Origin of the sequence: Marinobacter oulmenensis, assembly GCF_014201735.1 — a bacterium.
In the GTDB taxonomy this organism is placed as follows: Bacteria; Pseudomonadota; Gammaproteobacteria; order Pseudomonadales; family Oleiphilaceae; genus Marinobacter; species Marinobacter oulmenensis.
This window is the reverse complement of sequence record NZ_JACHFE010000004.1, coordinates 304,843-321,913: the sequence shown is the minus strand read 5'-3', so window position 1 is coordinate 321,913 and position 17,071 is coordinate 304,843. Positions and strand designations below refer to the sequence as shown.

At 61.5% G+C, this 17,071-nt stretch carries 17 protein-coding genes; 9 read left to right on the top strand and 8 right to left on the bottom strand.

Annotation, left to right across the window (positions count from 1 at the left end):
- Positions 1 to 9: 9 nt before the first annotated feature.
- Positions 10 to 1,164: an isocitrate/isopropylmalate dehydrogenase family protein gene (locus tag HNR38_RS09785; protein ID WP_183703008.1), complete on the bottom strand. Its 1,155-nt coding sequence runs from the start codon at positions 1,162 to 1,164 to the stop codon at positions 10 to 12.
- Between the two features lie 186 nt (positions 1,165 to 1,350).
- On the opposite strand from HNR38_RS09785, the gene HNR38_RS09780 reads away from it, so the two are divergent.
- Both HNR38_RS09780 and HNR38_RS09775 read left to right on the top strand, forming a co-directional pair.
- Entirely contained in the window at positions 1,351 to 2,115 is a 765-nt protein-coding gene (locus HNR38_RS09780) for an EAL domain-containing protein (protein WP_183703005.1), read from the top strand.
- 25 nt (positions 2,116 to 2,140) lie between these two features.
- Positions 2,141 to 2,497, top strand: a complete 357-nt coding sequence (locus HNR38_RS09775) for a hypothetical protein (protein WP_183703003.1) — start codon at positions 2,141 to 2,143, stop codon at positions 2,495 to 2,497.
- A 16-nt stretch (positions 2,498 to 2,513) separates the two neighbouring features.
- Here the strand turns inward: HNR38_RS09775 and HNR38_RS09770 are convergent, their stop codons facing one another.
- The gene (locus HNR38_RS09770; protein ID WP_183703000.1) at positions 2,514 to 3,407 is read right to left on the bottom strand and encodes a LysR family transcriptional regulator; all 894 of its coding nucleotides are present in this window, start codon (positions 3,405 to 3,407) and stop codon (positions 2,514 to 2,516) included.
- 151 nt (positions 3,408 to 3,558) lie between these two features.
- Between HNR38_RS09770 and HNR38_RS09765 the strand changes: the two genes are divergently transcribed.
- Genes HNR38_RS09765 through HNR38_RS09745 form a run of 5 tightly spaced genes read left to right on the top strand, consistent with a single transcriptional unit; the run spans position 3,559 to position 8,180 of the window.
- Positions 3,559 to 4,767 (top strand): acyl-CoA dehydrogenase family protein, encoded by a 1,209-nt coding sequence (locus HNR38_RS09765; protein WP_183702997.1) that lies wholly within the window; start codon positions 3,559 to 3,561, stop codon positions 4,765 to 4,767.
- Positions 4,768 to 4,779: 12 nt separating this feature from the next.
- A complete protein-coding gene (locus tag HNR38_RS09760; protein ID WP_183702994.1) occupies positions 4,780 to 5,598 on the top strand; it encodes an SDR family oxidoreductase in 819 nt (272 codons plus the stop codon).
- Between the two features lie 42 nt (positions 5,599 to 5,640).
- The gene (locus HNR38_RS09755) at positions 5,641 to 6,705 is read left to right on the top strand and encodes a phosphotransferase family protein (RefSeq protein ID WP_183702980.1); all 1,065 of its coding nucleotides are present in this window, start codon (positions 5,641 to 5,643) and stop codon (positions 6,703 to 6,705) included.
- Entirely contained in the window at positions 6,705 to 7,394 is a 690-nt protein-coding gene (locus tag HNR38_RS09750; RefSeq protein WP_183702977.1) for a histidine phosphatase family protein, read from the top strand. The genes HNR38_RS09755 and HNR38_RS09750 overlap by 1 nt, the downstream gene beginning before the upstream one ends.
- Positions 7,395 to 7,409: 15 nt before the next feature.
- Positions 7,410 to 8,180 (top strand): SDR family oxidoreductase, encoded by a 771-nt coding sequence (locus HNR38_RS09745; RefSeq protein ID WP_183702974.1) that lies wholly within the window; start codon positions 7,410 to 7,412, stop codon positions 8,178 to 8,180.
- A gap of 11 nt (positions 8,181 to 8,191) precedes the next feature.
- Here the strand turns inward: HNR38_RS09745 and HNR38_RS09740 are convergent, their stop codons facing one another.
- Positions 8,192 to 9,037 (bottom strand): DUF6279 family lipoprotein, encoded by an 846-nt coding sequence (locus tag HNR38_RS09740; protein ID WP_183702971.1) that lies wholly within the window; start codon positions 9,035 to 9,037, stop codon positions 8,192 to 8,194.
- Between the two features lie 114 nt (positions 9,038 to 9,151).
- Here HNR38_RS09740 and HNR38_RS09735 point away from each other — a divergent pair, with 114 nt between their 5' ends.
- Positions 9,152 to 9,403, top strand: coding sequence for a DUF2798 domain-containing protein (locus HNR38_RS09735; protein ID WP_183702968.1), 252 nt, complete (start codon positions 9,152 to 9,154; stop codon positions 9,401 to 9,403).
- 9 nt (positions 9,404 to 9,412) lie between these two features.
- On the opposite strand, the gene dacB is transcribed toward HNR38_RS09735, so the two are convergent.
- Positions 9,413 to 10,981 carry a D-alanyl-D-alanine carboxypeptidase/D-alanyl-D-alanine endopeptidase gene (dacB, locus tag HNR38_RS09730; RefSeq protein WP_379919141.1) on the bottom strand — a complete coding sequence of 523 codons (1,569 nt, stop codon included), beginning with the start codon at positions 10,979 to 10,981 and terminating at the stop codon, positions 9,413 to 9,415.
- Positions 10,982 to 11,177: 196 nt separating this feature from the next.
- On the opposite strand from dacB, the gene HNR38_RS09725 reads away from it, so the two are divergent.
- Positions 11,178 to 11,591, top strand: a complete 414-nt coding sequence (locus HNR38_RS09725; RefSeq protein WP_183702965.1) for a GFA family protein — start codon at positions 11,178 to 11,180, stop codon at positions 11,589 to 11,591.
- 287 nt (positions 11,592 to 11,878) lie between these two features.
- Here HNR38_RS09725 and HNR38_RS09720 read toward each other — a convergent pair whose 3' ends face one another.
- The 4 genes from HNR38_RS09720 to HNR38_RS09705 form a co-directional block, all read right to left on the bottom strand.
- Positions 11,879 to 13,000 (bottom strand): PQQ-dependent sugar dehydrogenase, encoded by a 1,122-nt coding sequence (locus HNR38_RS09720; protein WP_183702962.1) that lies wholly within the window; start codon positions 12,998 to 13,000, stop codon positions 11,879 to 11,881.
- 278 nt (positions 13,001 to 13,278) lie between these two features.
- A complete protein-coding gene (gene fhuB, locus HNR38_RS09715) occupies positions 13,279 to 15,309 on the bottom strand; it encodes a Fe(3+)-hydroxamate ABC transporter permease FhuB (protein WP_183702959.1) in 2,031 nt (676 codons plus the stop codon).
- Positions 15,299 to 16,240 carry an ABC transporter substrate-binding protein gene (locus HNR38_RS09710; protein WP_183702956.1) on the bottom strand — a complete coding sequence of 314 codons (942 nt, stop codon included), beginning with the start codon at positions 16,238 to 16,240 and terminating at the stop codon, positions 15,299 to 15,301. Before HNR38_RS09710 ends, fhuB begins: the two co-directional genes overlap by 11 nt.
- Entirely contained in the window at positions 16,230 to 17,003 is a 774-nt protein-coding gene (locus HNR38_RS09705; protein ID WP_183702953.1) for an ABC transporter ATP-binding protein, read from the bottom strand. Before HNR38_RS09705 ends, HNR38_RS09710 begins: the two co-directional genes overlap by 11 nt.
- Between the last annotated feature and the right edge of the window lie 68 nt (positions 17,004 to 17,071).

Below are 17,071 nucleotides of genomic sequence, written 5' to 3'. Positions count from 1 at the left end.
TGCGCCGGGTCAGGCCTTAAGACGACGACAAACTTCCTCGCCGATTTCCCGGGTGGCGCGGCGTTCTCCGCCGTGCTCCGCCAGGTCTGCCGCCACCGCATCGAACAGCTCTTTGCCGGCCAGCGCCAGGGCTTCATCTTTCTGTCCCAGCCAGTCCAGCATCCGCGCAGTGGTGAACAACATGGCGGTGGGGTCGGCAATGCCCTGGCCAGCAATATCCGGCGCGCTGCCATGGGTGGGCTCGAACATGGAGGGCATATCCGGGTCGGTCGGGTTCAGGTTGCAGGATGGTGCCACGCCCATGCCGCCCGAGAGTACGGCGGCCAGGTCGGTCAGAATGTCCCCCTGGAGGTTGCTGGCCACGACTACATCAAATGCCCAGGGGCTCTGGACGAACTTCATGCAGGCAGCGTCCACCAGTTCGTGGTGGGTTGCCACGTCCGGGTATTCCTGGCTGATCTCCTCAAAGGCTTCGGTATACATGTCACCCCAGTGACGCAAAGCGTTACGCTTGGTGATCACGCACACCTGGCTTTCACAGGTGCGGCCGTCGAGGGTCCGGAAACTGCGGGTTCGGCCCTGCTGAACCCGTTCCTCCGCCCGCTTGCGGGCCTGCTCGAAACCGTAACGGATAATCCGCTCGGTGGCTTTGCGGGTAAACACTTCCATCTGGGTGGCCACTTCGTCCTGGGTTCCCTTGCGCAGCCGGCCCCCCTGACTGACGTATTCCCCTTCACTGTTCTCGCGGATAACCAGCATGTCGATGTCTTTGGCGCGGTCATCCTTCAGGTACTGGCGGGCACCGGGCAGCAGTCGGGCCGGGCGCTCGCAGACCCACTGGTCGAAGCCCTTGCGCATGTCCAGCAAGGGCGCCAGTGAGATGCTGTCCGGCAGGAGATAGCGCTCACTGTCGTCCATGGGGCCCGGGTCACCCAGGGCGCCTAGCAGTATGGCGTCGTAGCCCGCGAGTTGTTCGAGGGCGTCCTCCGGCCAGGATTCACCGTGCTCTTCATGCCAGGCGTGGGATGGCCAGGGGAACCGGGTCCATTCCAGGGCCAGGCCGTGTTTTTCCCGCAGCACCTGCAGGCAGCGAACAGCTTCCGCGACCACCTCCGGGCCGACACCATCGCCGGGTGTGATTGCAACGTGTGTGCTCTGGGCCATTCGATTACCTCCTGACTGGGTGTTGGATGCCTGTGTCCAGTGTAGCTTCGGGCCAACCAGATGCCAGCCCCCTATACGTCTGATAGTGAAGGGATGTTTTACCCGGTTGGGGTTCGCCGCTATAGTGAATACAGATCAGTGTTTTACTATGACGGCAATGCTCGTTGCCAGCGTACGGGAGTCTTCGTGGACAGACCAGAAGTATTGTTTGACGAATCACACTGTGATCAGTGTGCGTGTGGGGAAGGGCTCGATTTCGCCTTCAGCTTCGCCTTCCAGCCGATCGTGGATGCCGCTGACAGGAGCGTTTATGCCTACGAAGCCCTGGTGCGTGGGCCGGAGGGCGAAGGTGCCATGAGCGTGCTGTCCCGGGTGAACGAGCGCAATCGCTACGCGTTTGACCAGATCTGCCGGGTAAAGGCCGTGAAACTGGCGGCCAAGCTGGATATGCAGGCACTGTTGAGCATCAATTTCATGCCCAATGCGGTGTATCAGGCCGAATACTGTATCCGCACCACGCTGGCGGCGGCCAAGACATACAACTTTGATACCAACAAGATCATCTTCGAGGTCACCGAAGGTGAAAAGATGACCTCGGTGGATCATCTGGCCTCCATTATCAAGGCCTACCACTCCATGGGGTTCCATACAGCCATTGATGATTTCGGTGCCGGCTATTCCCGGTACCAGATCATGATGGCCAGCCCTCCCGACCTGCTGAAGCTGGATATGGACTTGATCCGGGATATCCACAAGCAGCCCAACAAGCAGGCCGTGGTGGCCGGCATACTGACCATGATGCGTCAGCTTGGCGGTCGTATTGTGGCGGAAGGCGTGGAAACGCCCGAAGAATACTTCTGGCTGCGGGATCAGGGCATCACCCTGTACCAGGGCTTCCTGTTTGCCCGACCGGGGTTCGAGTGTCTGCCCGAACCGGTCTGGCCGGACTGAATTACGACCCTCAGGGAGACCTTGTGTGTTCTATCGTCTGATTACACTGGTGGGTGGTCTGGTTTTTGTGGCGGCCCTGTTCGGGCTGATCTGGCTGTTCTGCCGGAAGTTCCTCGAACGCCAGGGCGTGACTGACCAGTTGCCTGATCGTGCCACTGTGCTGGCCACCTGGACGTTCGCCGGCGTCGCCGTCGGGCTGGTGTTTGCCGTTTTCGGTGCTTTTGTGCTGGGTCCCTGGGCCTTCTACCGCACCCTGAGGGGGCACGATGTGGACATTTCCGATGCCGCTGCCATCGGGTGGGGGCTGGCTATCGTTGTGCTCGCCCTTGGCATTACCGGCGCCGGCTTCTTCGGGTTTCTGATGGCTGTTGGCGCCTATTGAGGCCTTCCCTGAATCATCACGCAATCCGGCGCAACTGTTCCCGCAACCAGGCCAGCGCCGGCTCCTGTTCATAGGCCTGATGCCAATAAAGATGCACATCAATGGATGGCATCTCCACCGGCGGTGAGAGTACGGTAATGCCGGCCCGCTCGGCGATGATGCGGGCGTAGGTTTCCGGCATGGTCAGCAGCAGGTCGGAACGCTCCACCACCCGGCAGGCAGCGTAGTAGTGCTGGCAGCGCAGGCGGATATCGCGCCGGGCACCCTGTCGGGACAGTTCGAAATCTTCAATGCCCGGGCCCTCACTCCGGGAAGACACCAGGATATGCTGGGCCTGGAGGTAGTCATCCAGCGTCACCCCCTGACTCGCCAGTGGATGGTCCTGTCTGGCCAGCACCACCAGCCGGTCCTGGCGCAACAGTTCGTGACTGGTCTGGCCGCTGACAGGCAGCAGCACGTCAATGGCGAAGTCGAGCCTGCCCGACGCCAGATGGCTCTCCATGTCCTTGCGCGGCACCCTTATGCTGTTGATCTCCAGGTCCGGGTAGGGCGCCAGACCGTTCATCAACTGGGGCAGAAACGTGGACTCCAGAACATCCCTCAGTCCGAGGGCAAAAGTTTTGCGCTGGCGGCCGGGATCAAAGTCGTGGAACTGATTAACGGCGGACTGGATCTGGTTCAGGCCCGGGCGCATGGACTCCACAAACCGTCTGGCCAGGGGCGTGGGGATCATCCGGTTGCCCTGCCGGGTGAACAGCGGGTCGTTGAAATGCTCCCGCAGCCGGGACAGTGAGTGGCTGACTGCCGGCTGGGTAAGGTTCAGGGTCTGGGCCGCCCGGGTGAGGCTGCCTTCCCGGTAGATGGTGTCGAAGACAGTGAGCAGGTTCAGATCCAGGCGGGTGGCAGACATGTCGGCTCCGATAGTGAATAAACAGCTCTAATGGTAAAGCATTAGTATAATTCAGTCGCGTAATAGCAGGTCGCTCCCTACACTGGACGCCATCGGATTCAGCACACGGACCCGGATCAGGGGCGTGGCCGCGTTGGCAGAGGAGCCGCAGATGGACTTCAATATTTCAGACAAAGGGCAGGATTATCTCCGCCGTGTAAAGCAGTTCATGGAGGATGAGGTATACCCTGTCGAAGGGCATTACCACCGGGAGTTGGCCTCCCGGGAGAATCGCTGGGTGGAACTGCCGGTCATCAGGGAACTGAAAGAAAAGGCCCGGGCCCAGGGACTGTGGAACATGTTCTTTCCGGATGAGACGCACGGTTGTGGCCTGCTGAACTCGGATTACGCATTGATTGCCGAGGACACCGGGCGCAGTTTCATTGCCCCGGAAATCTTTAACTGCAATGCGCCGGACACCGGCAACATGGAGGTGTTGATTCACTATGGTTCCGACCAGCAGAAAGCCGAGTGGCTGACGCCGCTGCTCGAAGGCCGGATCCGTTCCGCGTTCTGCATGACCGAGCCCGCGGTGGCGTCCTCGGATGCCACCAACATGGAAGCTACGGCAACCGTCGAGGGGGGCGAGGTTGTTCTCAATGGTCGCAAGTGGTGGAGTACAGGCATTGGCCACCCGGACTGCAAGGTGGGGATCTTCATGGGCGTGACCGACCCGGAAGCACACAAGCATCGTCGTCATTCCATGGTGCTGGTTCCGCTGGATACGCCGGGCATTACCGTCGAGCGCATGCTGCCGGTTTTCGGTGCCTATGATGAGCCCTACGGCCACGGCCAGGTTCTGTTTGATAACGTGAGGCTGCCCAAAAGTGCCATCATCGCCGGGCCCGGCCGCGGCTTCGAAATCGCCCAGGGCCGCCTCGGACCGGGCCGGGTCCATCACTGCATGCGTGCCATCGGTGCCGCCGAACGCACCCTGGAGCTGATGATCCGCCGGGCCACCTCACGGGAGGCGTTCGGCCGGCCTCTGGCCAAGCTGGGAGCCAACCCGGACATCATTGCCAATGCCCGGATGGCCATCGAGCAGGCGCGCCTGCTGACCCTGAAATGCGCCTGGGCTCTGGATACCAAAGGCATTGCCGGGGCCCTTCAGGAAGTGTCGATGATCAAGGCGGTGATTCCCTCGATGTTGCAGAAAATCGTGGATGATGCGATCCAGATCCATGGTGGCGCTGGTGTCAGCGATGATGACTTCCCGCTCACCGCCCTGTTTGGCTACGCCCGCGTCCTGCGTCTGGCCGACGGCCCGGACGAGGTGCACCGGGCGATGGTGGCGAGACTTGAGCTTCGTAAATACAAATAACGGACAACAACAATGACAACACGTGTATTCATAACCGGCGGCGCCAGTGGCCTGGGCCGGGCCCTGGCCCTGACCTACGCCCGGCAGGGCGCCCGGGTCTGTATTGGTGACATCAACCCGGAACAGGGTCTGTCCGTCGAGCAGGAAATCAACCAGAACGGCGGCGAGGGCCTGTTCGTCGAGTGTGATGTGCGACGCCTGCCGGATTTTGACAAAGCCCGGGAGACCCTGGTGTCAAAGTGGGGCGGCGTGGACGTTGTGGTAAACAACGCCGGTGTGGCTTCCGCCGGTTCCATCGAGGACACCACCCTGGGGGACTGGGAGTGGATTCTGGACATCAATGTGCTCGGCGTGGTGCGGGGCTGCAAAGCCTTTACACCGCTGTTCCGGGAGCAGGGTGGTGGAGCTTTTGTGAATGTGGCCTCCATGGCCGGGCTCATGCTGGCTCCGTTGATGGACAGTTACAACGTATCCAAGGCCGGGGTCATTGCCCTGTCGGAAACCCTCAGTCAGGAACTCCGGGGTGGTGGCATTCATGTCAGTTGCGTGTGCCCCGCCTTTTTCCAGACCAACCTCACCAGCTCCATGCGCTCGGATATTCCCGGCATCCAGCAGAACGTGAACAAACTGATGAAACGGTCCGGAGTGACCGCCGAGGATGTGGCGGAGGCCATTGTCCGCAGTGTCGACAAGCGCAGCTTCTGGGTGCTGCCCCATGCTCGCGAACGCCGCATGTGGGTGCTCAAACGCTACCTGCCCAAACTGTTTGACTGGCTGATGTACCAGGAGAGCAAACGCTGGATGAGCAAAATGGGTGGCAAGAAGGCGTAATCGCCGCCACCCGGCCATGTGATTATCAGAGGAGACTCGTGAATGACCCAGATCGATCAGGCTGCGGCCATTCGTGAAGGCGAAGAACTGGATGCCCCCGCCGTGGACCGGTTCATGAAACAGGCCCTGCCAGAGCTGACCGGCGAGCCGGAAATCCGGCAGTATCCGGGGGGCGCCTCCAACCTGACCTATCAGGTGGATTACGGTGACCGCTCATTTGTCCTGCGCCGGCCGCCCATGGGCAAAATCGCCCGTTCGGCCCACGACATGCTGCGTGAGGCGCGGGTCATGGATGCCCTCCGGCCGGTCTACCCCTACGTCCCCGGGATTGTCGCCATCTGCGACGATCACAGCGTACTGGGGTGCGATTTCTATGTGATGGAGCGCCTGAAAGGCATCATTCTTCGCCAGGATTTCCCGAAAGGGTTTGAACTGGACGAAGGCGATACCCGCAAGCTGTGCCTGAACGTCATCGACAAACTGGTAGACCTGCACCGGGTGGACGCCAAAGCGGCGGGGCTGGACACCCTGGGCAAGGGCGCCGGCTACGTGCAGCGCCAGATTGGCGGCTGGAGTGACCGGTTCCGCAAGGCCAGAACCGAAGACGTGGGAGATTTCGAGGCGGTCATGGCCTGGCTGGATGACAAGATGCCGGATGACATTGCCCAGGTGGTGATTCACAACGACTACCGGTTCGACAACGTGGTGCTCAATCCGGACAACCCCTTTGAGGTGACCGGGGTGCTGGACTGGGAAATGGCCACCATCGGTGATCCGCTTATGGATCTTGGTAACAGTCTCGCCTACTGGATCCAGGCGGATGATGAGGGGCCTTTTCAGATGCTTCGGCGCCAGCCCACCCATCGGCCGGGCATGCTGACCCGCCAGGAAGTGGTGGACTATTACATGGAGCAGTCAGGCTTCCGGGCTGACAATTTCGATTTCTACGAGATATACGGACTGTTCCGCCTTGCCGTGATCATCCAGCAGATCTACTACCGCTATTACCACGGCCAGACCAGGGACAAGCGGTTTGCCATGTTTGGGCAGGCTGCCAATTACCTGGAGAAGCGATGCCAGCGTCTGATCAGTGAGAGTGCCCTGTAATGGCGACGATCTATCTGGTACGGCACGGCCAGGCAAGTTTCGGCAAAGACAATTACGACCAGCTTTCAGCCAATGGCTGGGAGCAGGGGCGGGTGCTGGGCCGCTGGCTGGCGGACCAGTTCCACCCGGGCGCCATTTTCGGGGGCAATCTGCAGCGACACCGGGAAACCGTGGAGGCCATCGCCACCGGCTATGGCGCCACCCTGCCGGATATGCAGGTGCTCGAGGGCCTGAACGAGTTTGATCACCTGGAAGTGGTTGAGCGTCTGCGCCCGGAGTGGTCCGACAAGCAGGTCATGGCCCGGGATCTTGGCAGTTTCCCGAAACCCGCGCGGGCTTTCCAGCAGGTGTTCGAGGAGGCGGTGGCCCGCTGGATTAGCGGCGACTATGATGCCGAGTACACCGAATCCTGGCGGGATTTCCGGTATCGGGTGGTGGCGGCGCTGGATGCCCTGATTGAGGTGGCCGGCGGTGCAGATATTCTGGTTTCCACGTCCGGCGGCCCGATTTCGGTGATTGCCCAGCATCTGCTGGAGCTGTCGGACCGCAAGGCGCTGGAGCTCAATAACGTCATCGCCAACACCAGTGTCTCACGCATCCTGTATTCCGGCGCGCGACGCAGCCTGGCCGTTTTCAACAATTACAGCCACCTGGAGGCGGGCGATTCCGCTCCGGTGACATTCCGATAACAATGAGAGGATTCCATGAGCAAGACCAACCTGTTTGACCTGACCGGCAAGGTTGCACTGGTTACCGGTGCCAGCCGTGGTATTGGCGAAAGCATTGCCCGGACCCTGGCCCAGTATGGTGCCCACGTGATCGTCAGCAGCCGCAAGATTGATGGCTGTGAAGCGGTGGCGGGCAGTATCCGCGAGGACGGAGGCAGTGCCGAAGCGTTTGCCTGTCACATCGGGGAAATGGATCAGATCGACGCCATCTGGGAGCACATTGCCAGCACCCATGGCAAACTGGATATCCTGGTCAATAACGCGGCGGCCAACCCCTATTTCGGTCCGATTGAAGACACCGACCTCAATGCCTTCCAGAAAACCGTGGACGTGAATATCCGCGGCTATTTCTTCATGTGCGCCAACGGCGCACGGATGATGAAAGACAACGGCGGTGGGGCCATCGTCAACGTGGCTTCCGTTAACGGTGTGAATCCTGGCCATTTCCAGGGTATCTATTCGGTCACCAAGGCGGCGGTTATCTCCATGACCAAGTCCTTCGCTATGGAGCTGGGTCAGCGCAATGTGCGGGTCAACGCCCTGTTGCCGGGGCTGACCGACACCCGCTTTGCCAGTGCCCTGACGTCCAATGAGGCGATCAAGAAGCAGGCCATGGCCCATATTCCCATGAAGCGGGTGGCTGACCCGGACGAGATGGCTGGGACCGTGCTCTATCTGGTCTCTGGCGCCTCAAGCTACACCACCGGTGCCTGCATTAACGCGGACGGCGGTTACCTGACGGTCTGAGGCTTGTCCGGTTACTGGCAGGTCAGTGCGACAAAATCACTGTTCAGGTCCCGGGCTTTGGCGAGTATGTGCTCCCGGTGCTCGGGGCCGCCGGCCTGGATCAGGTCGTGGATCAGTACGGCCATGGCCGCTCGGCTTTCTTCCGACATGCGCCGGTAGGCTTCGCCCCGGGCCTGCTCCGAGTGGACCAGCAAGTCCCGGACAGCGTCGTCAAAACCCGGCTGTTTACGGTGGTCAAGCTCAGCGAGCAGGGCGTTCTGCCAGTTTCTGCGACCTTCCAGCCAGATCTGCGTTTGTTGGGCCCGGTCGGCCGACCAGGCCTGCACCAGCGCCCATTGCTGTTCGTTGAGATCGCCCAGCCAGCCCTCGATCCGCTCCCGGGTGCGTTCAGCCCTGGCCCGCGCAGTCTCCTCAGGGGAGCCTGCGAGCATTTCCTCCTCCAATTCCTCCTGCTTGCTGGCCATGTTGTCGGCCAGTTCCCGGACCTGTTCATCGCTCAGGCTTTCCAGCAGGTTCTGCGCGGCCGGGGTGCCCCGCTCCAGTAGTTGTGGCACAAACCCGAGCAACTGCTGCTGGTGATAGCGGATGGTCTCAACGTCGGGCGTTCCCGACAGGATGTCCGTTTCCAGTTCCCTCAGCCAGGTGCTGTAGCGGGGAAGCTCATCAGAGCAATGCCATTGCTGGAGGCTGTCAAGATCCTGCTCAAGCTGTTCTTCCTGTGCTGAGGTGAGGGTGACATAGTCCTCGACCCACCAGATAATGCCCTGGTCCGCGTAGTTGTAGGCGATTCTGGTTGAACTGCAGCCGGAGAGTACCAGCAGCAGGCATCCGGTCAGCAGTGCAGCGGTTTTTCGCATGGGCACACCCTCTTGGCGTAAAGCCGTATGGCAACGCATCGCTTGCTTATTAAACTGTATGGCCTCAAACAAGAACTGACAGGCCATCAGGCCAGACTGATTCAGGGAGAATGAATGTCAAGTTACAGAGTTACGCGCATTCGCCGGTTGGTGTTTGCCTTCTATATGTCCGGCATCATGTCCCTGCTGATGTCCGGGATCATCACGCTGATCAATACCGGTCTGACCGAGGGGTTCTTCTCGCGCTGGGGGCCGGCCTTCCTGGTGGCCTGGGTGGTGGCGTTCCCTCTGGTCACGTTTATTGCGCCGTTTGCCAGTGATCTGGCCGACCGGACCATGATCCGTCTGTTCGGGGAAGACGGGTAAGTCTCCGGACTACTGAACGACCTGGTTGCTTGGTTTGGTCGGCGACTGGGAGATCTGGGTTCCGGTCGGCGGGCGGTAATGCAGGGAGTAGAGCACCCGGTCGAGTACGGCCTTGCCATTCCAGGCAGGGTCGTTGTTCACCATGCCGACAATGGCCCAGGTGGTTTCCTGATCGTCCCGCGCGAAACCGGCAATGGAGCGCACATTGGCGAGCAGTCCGGTCTTGATCCGGCCGGAACCGTCCATCCCCGTGTTTTTCAGGCGCCGGGCCATGGTCCCATCCATACCGATAATCGGCATGGAGGTCATCAGGTCCGGAGCAAAGGGGCTGTTCCAGGCGTGCTGCAGAATCTGCACCCCCTGGCGGGCGGTGATCCGGCCATGCCGGGTCAGGCCGGAGCCGTTATCCATGACCATACCGGCAGTATTGATGCCTTTGTCTTCCAGCCAGTCATAGATGGTGCGGATGCCGGTTACCCGGTCATCCGGTGCGTCGTCCTCCCGAAACTCGGCACCAATCGCCAGCAGGATCTGGCGGGCCATGACATTGCTGCTCCACTTGTTGGTGTCGCGCACCATGGTGACCAGATCCGGGGACACCGTGGTGGCCACCAGCCGGGCTTCATCCGGAGTGGCTTCCAGACGGTTGCCACCGGTGATGGTGACGCCGGTTTCCGACAGGATCGAGCGGATCAGGGCCGCAGAATACTGATCATGGGGCAGCAGTGAGAGGTAGGTTGTGGTCCGGCAGCCCTCGGGCAGTGAGCCGGTCACATGGACCGTCACACTCTGGTCTGCATGAAACTCCGGCGTCCACTCGAACCGGCTGCGGGCCGGGCAGGGGCCTTCCGGCGTGGAGGTGACCCGGTTGTCGATTGTCACCTGTTGAAGGTCCGGCGTGCTCCAGGCGCGGGTGCCGCGTTCATCGGAACGCACCTGCAGGTGCTGCAGATTGAGATTGGTCAGGTAAGGCGAAGGCTCGACCAGAAAGGGGGCATGGGGATTGTCGCCGTCGTCCGCAAAGGCCGGAAAACCGCCGTCAATCCGGTAATAGCTGCCATCCAGAACCAGATCCCCGTTAATGCGAGTGATGCCCATGGCCCGGAGTTCTCTGAGCGTGCCCCAGAGCCGTTCAATGGTCAGTTTCGGATCGCCACCGAACCGGACGTAAAGGTTGCCGTCCAGTTCATTGCCGCTCATGGTGCCGTCGGTGAGGAAGTCAGTATGCCACCGGTAGGTCGGACCCAGCAGTTCCAGAGCCGCGTAAGTGGTAATGACCTTCATGATGGAGCCTGGGCTCATCCGTCGGTCAGCGTTTACATACTGCTCAATGCCCGGTCCGTTCAGGGGAACGGCGGCAACGCTGAGGCCATCAACCGAGCCAAGGGAATCTGAGGCATAGTCCCGGATGTGGTTGGCCCACAGGTGGGAGGAGCCGGAGAAGGTTTCAACCGATGCCTTCCCGGCCGCATGGACCTGCGGCAGCATAAAAGACGCCGCCAATGCCAGGGCCGGCATCATCGCTCTGCGGTAGCGCGTCCAGGCGGAGCGCGGTGTCTGAGGGCCCTGATTCAGCATGACCATTATCCTTCGATGTCACCAGATTCAACGATAGCGCATCCACTGTTTTGGCGCTACGGCGTTGGCTTACATTTCACGTTAAAAGTTAGTTTCAGCTGTCTGGTTTGTAAAGGGTTTTTGAGTATTGATGAGTTTCGTTACAGAACGGCGTATCATGCTCGGCTCCGGTTTTTGAAGGATATCGGGAGGTTGCATGTATACGGGTCGGTGCCTGTGCGGTGATATTTCCTACGAATACGACGGTCCCCTTGGGCCTGTTGCCTTGTGTCATTGCCAGCAGTGTCGTCGGGCCCACGGCAGTGCCTTTTCAGCCAGCGCTCCGGTTCAGCGGGTGCATTTCCGGTATCTGAGTGGTGAGGATCTGGTCCGTGAATACCCGTCTTCTCCTGGCAAACACCGGGGTTTCTGTCCTCGTTGCGGCAGTCAGCTATACAGCCGCTCGGATGCCATTCCCGGTATCCTCCGGCTGCGGGTCGGGGCGATCAATGAGCCACTGGGAAGGGGCGCCGCTCGCCATGTCTATGTCGGGTCCGCCTCGGACTGGTTCGAGATTACCGACGATCTGCCCCAGTACGAGAAAACAGAAAGGACCAATGATCCTCATTGACTGTGGAGTGAAGCAGACGTTCCGGGGTGATGGGGAGACTCCTGAAAAACGCTCCTTCGGCACGTCCATGTGACGCTTCGGCTCCGCCATCCATGGCTCCGCAGATTTTCAGGAGTCTCCCCATCACCCCGGGACATGACTTCCGCAGGTTTGCAGGAGCCTCCCCGCCATTCGGGAACATGGCTCCACAGATTTTCAGGTGTCTCCCCATCACCCCGGAACCTGATTCCGTAGATTTGCCGCAACACCGTCGGCCAATCCGGGCATACCGGTTCACCGGTGCAGACCTAGTTGACTGGAACCACCCGATAGACCTTGCCATTGGCGGAGTCGGTCAGTAGCCAGAGTGCGCCATCCGGGCCCATCCGGACATCGCGGATGCGCTGGTTCAGGTCTGTCAGCAGATCCTCTTCCTCGACCACTTCGCCGTCCTCAATCTTCAGGCGCACCAGTTTGCGCATGGCCAGGGCGCCGACAAACAGATCCCCCTGCCACTCGGGGACGGCTTCTCCGGTGTAGAACGCCATGCCCGAAGGTGCAATGGAAGGGTCCCAGTAGTGTAACGGCTGGGCCATGCCCGGTTTTGCGGTCTTCGTGGTGATGGGCAGGCCGCTGTAGTCGATGCCGTAAGTGATCTCCGGCCAGCCGTAGTTGGTGCCGGCGGAGAGGATGTTGATTTCGTCCCCGCCCCTGGGGCCGTGCTCGTGGGTCCAGATCTCGCCGGTCTCAGGATGGCGGGTCATCCCCTGGATGTTCCGGTTGCCCCAGGTGTACAGGGTGTCATTGGCCCCGGGCTGGCCCAGGAACGGGTTACCCGGTGCCGGTTCGCCTTCCACAGTGATCCGGTGCACGCCGCCGGCGTCGTCCTCCCGGTCCTGGGCACGTCGCATGGCGCCCCGATCACCCACCGACACATACAGGTTGCCTTGCGGGTCGAAGGTCAGCCGACTGCCGAAATGCCGGGAGGTATCAGAGCGGGGCAGTGCCTCGAAAATAACCTCCACATGGGTCAGTGTGTCGTTGCGATAGGTGGCCCTGGCGACCCGGGTGGTCATGCCCTCCGCATTTTTGTGCGCATAGCTCAGAAACAGCCGCCGGTTAGCAGGAAACTCCGGGTGCAGCGCCACGTCCAGCAGGCCGCCCTGGCCGGAGACCACCAGTTCCGGAAGGCCGTCGATGGGAGCCGCCTGTAGTGTCCCGTTACGAATACGCCGCAGCCTGCCTTCTCTTTCGGTCACCAACAGGTCGCCATCGGGAAGAAACGCCAGGCTCCAGGGGTGAGCCAGTCCGTCAGCCACGGTTTCAAGGCGGAAATCCGTTTTGTCAGAACGGAAGGTGCTGTCTGCGTGCCCGGCTTGAGCGAACCCAAGGCCGGCAAGCAGGGCGAGGGTGATGCCGACATGTTTCATGATGCCTCCGGAACGGTCTGGCGTCAGATGATTCTCCAACCATAGTCAGTGTTTGAAGGCCTGAAAAGCGGCTTGCCGGGAAGATAATAAATGTTAATGAAAAACATTATTATTTACAGCGTGTGCGGTGCTCCACTATAGTAGTCAGACATTCTTTTAGTGAAGGGGCGTGTCATGGAACAGGAAGTGATCGAAGGCCTCAAAATCGCCGTCGTGGCCACCGGCCTGATTGCGCTTGCCGGCCTCAGTCTGCTGCTGGGAGCCTGAACGAGGTTCGTTCAGGCCCGGCCGTGGCGGCTCAGTCCCCACAGGAAGTAAATCCCGCCCACCAGCGCTGCCAGCAGTCCCGCCGGCAGTTGATTCGGGTACATCACCACCCGCGACAGATAATCCGCCAGTGCCAGCAGGAAACCACCGGCCAGCGCGGCCACCACCAGTTGTCGGCCAACCGTCTGTTGTCCCAGAACCCGGGCCAGGTGAGGCGCGATCAGCCCGACAAAGCTCATGGGGCCGATGACCACCGTCGCTGCGGCGGTCAGCACGGATGCCAGCAAAAGCAGCAGCAGACGGGCACGGGGCACGGCCAGCCCCAGGGAGGAAGCTGAGGCGCTGCCCAGTGGCAGCAGCATCAGCGGGCGTAGGGTCAGAACCAGCAAAACCCCGAAACCGAGCACCAGCGCCATCAGCCCCAATGCCTCAGTTTCCGACACCAGCCAGGTGGAGCCATACATCCAGTTCAGCAGTCGGGAGGCCACTGTGCCGCCGGACGCCATGACCAGGCGCAAGCCGGCATCCATGAACACCGACAGCGCCAGGCCGCCCAGTAGCAACTGATTACCGGCAAACTGGTGGCGACGGGCCAGCAGGATTAGCAGTCCCAGGGCTATGGCGGCTCCCAGCGTTGCCACGGCCAACTGGCCGAACCGACCGATCTCAAGTCCTGAAATCACCACGATCACCATCATCAGCGCCGCCCCGCCGCTGATCCCCAGCAGTTCCGGGCTGCCCATGGGGTTGCCGGTCATGCGCTGGATCAGTGTCCCTGCCATGCCCAAAGCCATGCCCGCCAGGATGGCGGCCAGGAGTCGTGGGCCGCGCCATACCCAGGCATCCGCCCATTGCCAGGGCGGTGTCCAGTTCCAGCCTTCCAGGCCGGGTGACCAGGCCATGGATATGAAGGTGGTGACCAGCAGCAGTCCACCAAGGGCGATGGCCACGGTGTTGAGTGAACGACGTTTGGGCAGGAAGCTGCCGGGGTTGGTATCCTGTCCCGGCATGTGATGGGTATTGCGGATGCTTTGCAGTGCCATGAGGATGATGGGGCCGCCGATCAGGGCGGTGGCGGTTCCGGTTGGTACCAGCGAGCTGCCACCCCAGGCGGTGGCCCAATGGGCCAGAGTGTCAGCCAGCAGAAGGAACCCGCCGCCCATCACGGTACTCCAAAGCAGTCTCTGGCCCAGAGTCCGGGCGCCCAGCAGCCGGGCCATAACCGGTGCGGCTAGGCCAACAAAGGCCACCATGCCAACCCGGCTGACCACGGTGGCACTCATCAGAACCACCAGAAACAGGGCCAGGGCGCGGACCAGTGCAACCCGGCCGCCCAGCGAGCTGGCGGAAGCCTGGCCGAGTTGCAGTAACTGAAGAGGGCGCATCAGTGCCAGCATGAGCACGGCAATCGTCAGCACCCGGGGCAGCAGGTCGAGGAAGGGCTGCCAGTTGTTCTGCACCAGAGAACCCGCCCCCCAGATGTAGAGGTTGCCCAGCCATTCCCCCTTGAGCAGCAGGAAGGCCATGTTGATGGCGCCCAGGAAAAAACTCACCACCAGGCCTGCGAGTATGACCGTCACCGGGGAGAAGCCCAGCCGCCAGGTCAGAGCGATGACCAGGCCAATAGCCAGAAGGCCGCCGCCAACGGCGGCGATATCCGGACTGAAGGCCAGCAGGCCCGGTGCAAACAGCGTGGCCAGGGTAATGCCGAACTGGCTGCCGGCGGCGACCCCCAGCGTGGTGGGGGAGGCCAGGGGATTGCCCAGAATCTGCTGGGTGATGGCCCCGGCCAGACCAAGGCCGCAGCCGATCAGCACGGCGATGGCCACTCGGGGGGCCCAGCTGTAGTGGGCCAGGACGGTGCTGTAATTGGCGCCGTCATAACTCCAGAAAGCGCTGAGCAGTTCCGGCAGACTCAGGCCCGAAAGCAGGGGCGCGGCGCTGGCCGTGAGGGCGATCAGCCAGAGTAGCATGGCAACGAAAGGCAGCCGGGCCGGCAGCGCCGGTTGTTGCTGCGAAGGGGCTGCGGAATCAGTGGACATTGTTGCTGCCGCCCTCCAGAAGTGCTTGTGTCAGTGACGTCGCCAGGCGTTTGACCGCATGGACACCGCCGAAGGGCCAGGCTGGCGGAATCTGGTACACCTGATCGCGTTGTACCGGCGGCAGGTAGGTCCAGAAAGGGCTGTTGGCGAGGCTGTCAGAGAGGCCGGGGACAAAGGGTTCCAGTGCCACCAGCCGGGCGTTGGTGACATCGGCCATGGCCTCCAGGCCAATGACTGAAAAGCCCCAGTAACTGCCGTCGGTGTCCCAGGCGTTTTTCAGCCCCAGGCCATCCAGGGCTTTCTGGAAGAGCCCGTTGCGGGTATAGATCCGGACATGACGCTGGTCCAGAAAACTGACCAGGGCCACCGGGCGCTCTGTCAGCCCGGCGTTTTCGAGTTGCTCGCGCTGACGTTTCAGGGTCTGCTCCAGATCGGCCAGCACCTGGCGGGCCCGGTCTTCGCGGCCCATCATTTCTCCCAGGGTCAGCAGCATCCCGCGGGCTTTTTCGAACGGGGTGGAGCCTTCCTTGTAGACACTGACAACGTAGGTGGGGGCGATGCGTTCGAGCAGGTCCGCGGCGGGGGCCATTTCGGTGCTGGTGACGATCAGGTCTGGTTCGAGCTGGGCAACGGCTTCCAGGCTTGGCGCGACCCGTGTTCCCACATTCGCCACGCCTTCTTCCGGCATGGCCGGTTCCTGGACCCAGTAACCGTAGCCATCCCGGTCGGCCACGCCGACGGGGGTGATGCCCAGCAGCAGCAGCGCCTCGGTGGCGGCCCAGTTCAGGGCGACGATCCGCTTGGGTGTCTGGTTGAGGGTGAGGGTGCCGGTCTCGTGCTGCCAGCTTTTAGCCTGGGCCGGGCCGGCCATCACTATGGCGGTGAGCAACACAGCGAGCCATTGAACGACCCCGCGCCGCTCAGTGGACATAGGAGACCCACTGGCCCGGTGCGCGCTCCATGACCCCCATGGGCACACTATAGATGGATTCGAGCACCTTGCTGTCCATGATGTTGGCCGGGCTGCCATCGGCAACCACCGCGCCGGACTTGAGGGCGACCAGGCGGTCGCAGAACCGTGCCGCCAGGTCGACATCGTGCAGGACCACCACCACGGTCAGTTCCCGTTGCTGGGCCAGTCGATGCACCAGACGCAGCGTTTCAACCTGGTGTTTCACGTCCAGGGCCGAGATGGGTTCGTCCAGAAGCAGGCACTGGGTCTGCTGGGCCAGCAGCATGGCAATCCATGCCCTCTGGCGTTCACCGCCGGAGAGGGTGTCGACCGAGCGATGCTGGAATGGCACCAGGTCGGTATCCGTAAGGGCCTGGTCAATGAGCTGCTGGTCTTCGGAGGTGTAGCGCCCGAGCGGGCCACGCCAGGGGTATCGGCCCAGAGCCACCAGTTCCCGCACCGTCAGCCCGTCGGTTGCCGGTGGATGCTGGGGCAGATAGCCAACCACCCGGGCAAAAGCGCGGGCGCCGAGGCTGTCAACGGCATCGCCCTGCAGTTTTACCTTGCCCTGACTGGCCGGAATCTGCCGCGCAAGGGTCTTGAGCAGGGTGGACTTGCCGGAGCCATTGTGGCCCAGCAGTGCCGTCACTTCGCCTTCCTCGAAGGTCAGGTCCAGCGAATGCAGTATGGTGTTTTCGCCAATCCGGACGGCGAGCTCATCGACCTCAAAGAACGCAGGCATGGGGCTTTCCCTTTTCAAGTGCGGGCGGCAGCATAATTTAAATGCGAATGACTATCAATATATGATTT